3 protein-coding genes and 1 pseudogene are annotated in these 4,385 nt (G+C 73.2%); 2 read left to right on the plus strand and 2 right to left on the minus strand.

Translation table 11 applies throughout. The features are described 5' to 3' along the window. A pseudogene (locus AOK09_RS32390) lies at positions 1-367 on the plus strand (SMI1/KNR4 family protein); the annotation flags it as partial. Positions 368-622: 255 nt separating this feature from the next. Here the strand turns inward: AOK09_RS32390 and AOK09_RS32395 are convergent. Beyond that, the gene (locus AOK09_RS32395; RefSeq protein ID WP_055590794.1) at positions 623-1,051 is read right to left on the minus strand and encodes a hypothetical protein; all 429 of its coding nucleotides are present in this window, start codon (positions 1,049-1,051) and stop codon (positions 623-625) included. Between the two features lie 318 nt (positions 1,052-1,369). Here AOK09_RS32395 and AOK09_RS32400 point away from each other — a divergent pair, with 318 nt between their 5' ends. Further along, positions 1,370-1,936, plus strand: a complete 567-nt coding sequence (locus AOK09_RS32400) for a hemerythrin domain-containing protein (RefSeq protein WP_055590795.1) — start codon at positions 1,370-1,372, stop codon at positions 1,934-1,936. A gap of 323 nt (positions 1,937-2,259) precedes the next feature. Here AOK09_RS32400 and AOK09_RS32405 read toward each other — a convergent pair. Next, positions 2,260-4,385: catalase (locus tag AOK09_RS32405; RefSeq protein ID WP_055590796.1), on the minus strand; the 2,126-nt coding region annotated here is incomplete at its 5' end.

Raw genomic sequence — 4,385 nt, forward strand, 5'->3', positions numbered from 1 at the left:
CGGCGGCCCCGCCCCGGGCACCGAGACGCGGTGGGTCAAGAGCGCCCTGGAGGAGCTGGAGGACGTCGCCGAGTGGTGCGAGAACGCCGACCTGGCCGTGCCGATGCGCCCCTACCCCGCGCCGGGCGGACTGCTCCCCTGGGCCGACTCCAACCAGGGTGACTTCTTCCTGTGGAGCACCAGTCCTGCCGGGCCGCAGGCATGGAGGGTCACCGTGGCCTCTCGCAACGGCGGCTGGTGGCACTACACCGGGGGGACGGTCCAGTTCCTCGCCGATCTGGTCAGCGGCGCGGTGGAGCCCTGGGAGCTGCCGCCGGTCCGTCCCGAGATCACCTGGGTCCACCAGCCGTACGACCCCGGCAGGTGAGATCCGCCGCACCACCGCGACGGCGCCCGGCGGTGGCGGTCGGCCGCTTCCAGAGCATGCCGCGGGCCTCCATCGCAGCGCGTTCCACGGGCGCGACCAGCACGGCTTGGAGGCCCTGGAGGACGCCGCGGTACTGCTGACGGTCGCCAAGGCCCCCTGCCCCGCGGCGCGGCGGCGTCGCGGACCGCACCCCTGCAGGGTGCCGCGTCGGTGGCCGGGTATCCCCGTCCGCGTAGGCAGCGCAACCGCGGCGGGCTACCGCGCCAGCAGGCTGATCCCCAGCACCAGCAGCGCCACGACCTTGGCGGTCTCCAGCCCCACGTAGTACAGGTGCCCTCGCGAGCGGGGCAGGTCCTCCCCGGCCAGGACCCGGTCCGACCTGCGGTTCAACGCGGGACGGACCGCCCCCAGCTGTACGGCGAGCAGCACCGCCACCACGACGGTGAGCACCAGGACGGTCACCGGAGGGCCGCCGGCGGCCACCGCCACGACGACCACGGCGGCCAGCACCACCTCGACGAGGTTGAGCGCCCGGAAGACCAGGCGGCCGATACCGAGGCCGACGGGGATGGTCACCCCGGGGGCGCGGAACTTCAGCGGCGCCTCCAGGAAGGAGATCGCCAGCACCATTCCGAGCCAGACGAAGGTGGCTGCGCCCGCGGTCGCGGCCGACGTGGCGTTCATGGGTCTCCTGCCTCTCTGCTTCGTCCGAGGACGGCCGTGGGGGTGAGCCCGGCACGCCGGCCGGTGTCCCGGACGACCGGCCGGCTCCGCCGGCAAGGCTACGACCACGGGCGGAGCCGCCCCGGCACCGGGGGCGGCCCGTCCCGGCGCGCGCCGTCCGGCCACCGCACCGAGCGCCCGTTCGCCGTTCCGATCCGGGACCGCCCGCCCGGAGGGTGCCGGTCCGCCGGCACGCCAACCCGGACGGACGCGCATGGCCGGAGGCGCAAGGGGAAGCAGCCCTGCCGCAAGGAGACCCCGGACAGGAAGGCGCACCCGATGGGACACGGCGGCGACGTCATCATGGAACTCACAACCGACCACCGCGAGGTCGAGGAGATGTTCGACCAGATCCAGGCGCTTCCCGCGTCCGCCGACGAACAGCGGCGCACCCTGGCCGACCGGATCACGATCGAGCTGGTGCAGCACTCCGTGGCGGAGGAGCAGTATCTCTATCCCGCGGTGCGTGAGCACGTCCCAGGAGGGGCGGCAATGGCCGACAAGGAGCTCAAGGACCACGCCGAGGTCGAGAAGCTGCTCAAGGAGCTGGAGGGGCGCCCGGCCAAGGACCCGCACTTCGACACCCTCCTTGCCCGGCTGATCAGCGAGGTCACGACGCATGTCGAGGACGAGGAGCAGCGACTGTTCCCGGCGCTGGCCGAGGCCTGCTCGCCGGAGGAGCTGAACAAGCTGGGTGAGATGGTGCGGGGGGCGAAGAAGATCGCGCCCACCCGGCCGCACCCCGCCGCTCCTGACACTCCCCCGCTGAACAAGCTGCTGGCGCCCGGAGCGGGCCTGGTCGACCGTGCCCGCGACTTCGTCACCGGCCGCGGCAAGTCCTCCTGACCCCAGCGGCGCGACGGGCCCGGCCCGCGGTCGGGGCCACCCGTGATCCCGGAACAGCCCCGGGCCTCCAGGTCAACGGGTGGCCGCTTGCGGTGGCCCGGAACCCCACGGGGCGCGGACGGGGCGCGGACGGCGGGGCCCGCCCGATCGACACGATCGGGCGGGCTCCGCCGTTGTTGCGCCCAGCAGCGGTCCTGCGGCGGCGCGATCACCCACGGCCCGCGCGCCGACGGCGCGGAGAAGGGCGCCGGAACAGACGGCCCGGTCTCCCCGGCGGCGGTGCCGCCGGGGAGACCGGGCCGGGTGACGCGGTGGGGAGACGCTCAGACGGCGGTGCCGGACGGCGCCGGGAAGCGGTCCCAGGCGCGATGGGCGGCGAGCAGGGTGATGACGTCCTGCAGTACGGTCTCGCCGTCGCCGCCCAGGACCACGCCCGGTGCGTCGGCGGGGATGCCCACGGCCTGCAGGGCCTGGGCGGCGGTGCCCCAGCCGCCGATGGCCTTGGCGTGGCGCCAGGCCTCGGTGAGCATCAGGGCGATGCGGGGGTCGAGTCCGGGGGCTGCTGCAGCCGGATTGCCGGCCTTGGCGTCGCGGCTGCCGTCGGCGTCCGGTCCCGGTGCCGGGGCACCCGCCAGCAGGATCGCGTCGAACTCGACCGACCGCGCCGTGGCGTAGGTCCGCTGCACGGTGAGCGGTGCCGCTCCGTCGCCGGTCAGCTCGCCCCCGGTGGGGGCGATGACCAGGGGCACCATGTCCGCGCCGAGGACCGCCTGGCGCAGGGCGGTCAGCGCGCCGAGGTCGCCGCCGGGGTCGGCCACGATGCCGATGACCCGGCCGGCCGTGGGCCAGGTCCGGCCGACCTGGGAGAGGGCCGGGCTGGGCTGCGGGTCGGCGAGGGGCTGGGACGCCTGCGGTACGGGAAGGCCGAGCCCGTGGGCGACCTCCTGGCACAGGGTCGGGTCGATGTTGGCCAGCACCGTCAGGGCGCGTTCCTTGACGGCCCGCTCGTAGCACTTGCCCAGTTCGAAGGTGTACGCGGCAATGATGTGGGCGCGCTCGGGCGGGCTCATGCTCAGCCAGAACAGACGGGCCTGGCTGAAGTGGTCCGCGAAGGAGGCGGGCGCCTCGCGCACCCTGCCGGCGGCGGCGACGGGTGTGGGGTGCTCGATGAACGCGTGCTCGTCGGCGCCGGCGAAGAACGGGCAGCCCCCGTCCAGGGAGTTGGGCTTGTACGGTGCCACGCCGCTGTGCACGGCATCCTGGTGGAAGCCGTCCCGCAGCATGTCGTTGACCGGCGCATGGGTGCGGTTGATCGGGATCTGGGCGAAGTTGGGGCCGCCGAGCCGGGTGATCTGGGTGTCCAGGTAGGAGAAGAGCCGGCCGGCGAGCAGGGGGTCGTCGGTGATGTCGATGCCCGGCACCAGGTGCCCGACGTGGAAGGCGACCTGCTCGGTCTCGGCGAAGAAGTTCGTGGGGTTCGCATTGAGCGTCAGCAGTCCGACCGGCTGCACCGGCGCCAGCTCCTCGGGCACGATCTTCGTCGGGTCCAGCAGGTCGATGCCCTCGAACGTCTGCTCCGGGGTGTCGGGGAAGGTCTGGATGCCCAGCTCCCACTGGGGGAACGCGCCGGCCTCGATGGCGTCCGCGAGGTCCCGGCGGTGGAAGTCGGGGTCCATCCCGGAGATCATCTGCGCCTCCTCCCACACCAGGGAGTGCACGCCAAGCTTCGGCTTCCAGTGGAACTTCGCCAACGTGGTGGCCCCGTCGGCGCCGACGAGGCGGAAGGTGTGGACGCCGAAGCCCTCCATCATGCGGAAGGAACGCGGAATGCCGCGGTCGGACATGTTCCAGAGCGTGTGGTGGGTGGCCTCGGTGTGCAGGGTGACGAAGTCCCAGAAGGTGTCGTGGGCGCTCTGCGCCTGCGGGATCTCCCGGTCCGGGTGCGGCTTGCCCGCATGGATGACGTCGGGGAACTTGATGGCGTCCTGGATGAAGAACACCGGGATGTTGTTGCCGACCAGGTCGAAGACGCCCTCGGCGGTGTAGAACTTGGTGGCGAAGCCCCGGGTGTCCCGTACCGTGTCGGCCGAGCCGCGTGAACCGAGCACGGTGGAGAACCGCACGAACACCGGGGTCTCCACGTCCGCGGCCAGGAAGGCCGCCTTGGTGACGCCGCCCGCGGTGCCGTAGCTCCGGAACACCCCGTGCGCGGCCGCGCCCCGCGCGTGCACCACACGCTCGGGGATGCGCTCATGGTCGAAGTGCATCACCTTCTCGCGCAGATGGTGGTCCTGCAGCAGCACCGGCCCGCGGGGGCCGGCCTTGAGCGAGTGGTCGGAATCCGGCAGCCGCACTCCTTGGGCCGTCGTCAGGCAACGGTCGTTCTGCGCCCGCACGTCCGGTTCGGCGCCCGCGCCGCGGCCGGTCGCCGACAGGGGCTCCGGAGCCC

The organism is Peterkaempfera griseoplana (genome assembly GCF_001418575.1).
GTDB lineage: Bacteria > Actinomycetota > Actinomycetes > Streptomycetales > Streptomycetaceae > Peterkaempfera > Peterkaempfera griseoplana.

What these genes read in the sequence shown, in the direction of transcription:
- AOK09_RS32400 (WP_055590795.1), top strand. Translation starts at nt 1,370, where the DNA reads ATGGGACACGGCGGCGACGTCATCATGGAACTCACAACCGACCACCGC.
- AOK09_RS32395 (WP_055590794.1), bottom strand. Translation starts at nt 1,051, where the DNA reads ATGAACGCCACGTCGGCCGCGACCGCGGGCGCAGCCACCTTCGTCTGG.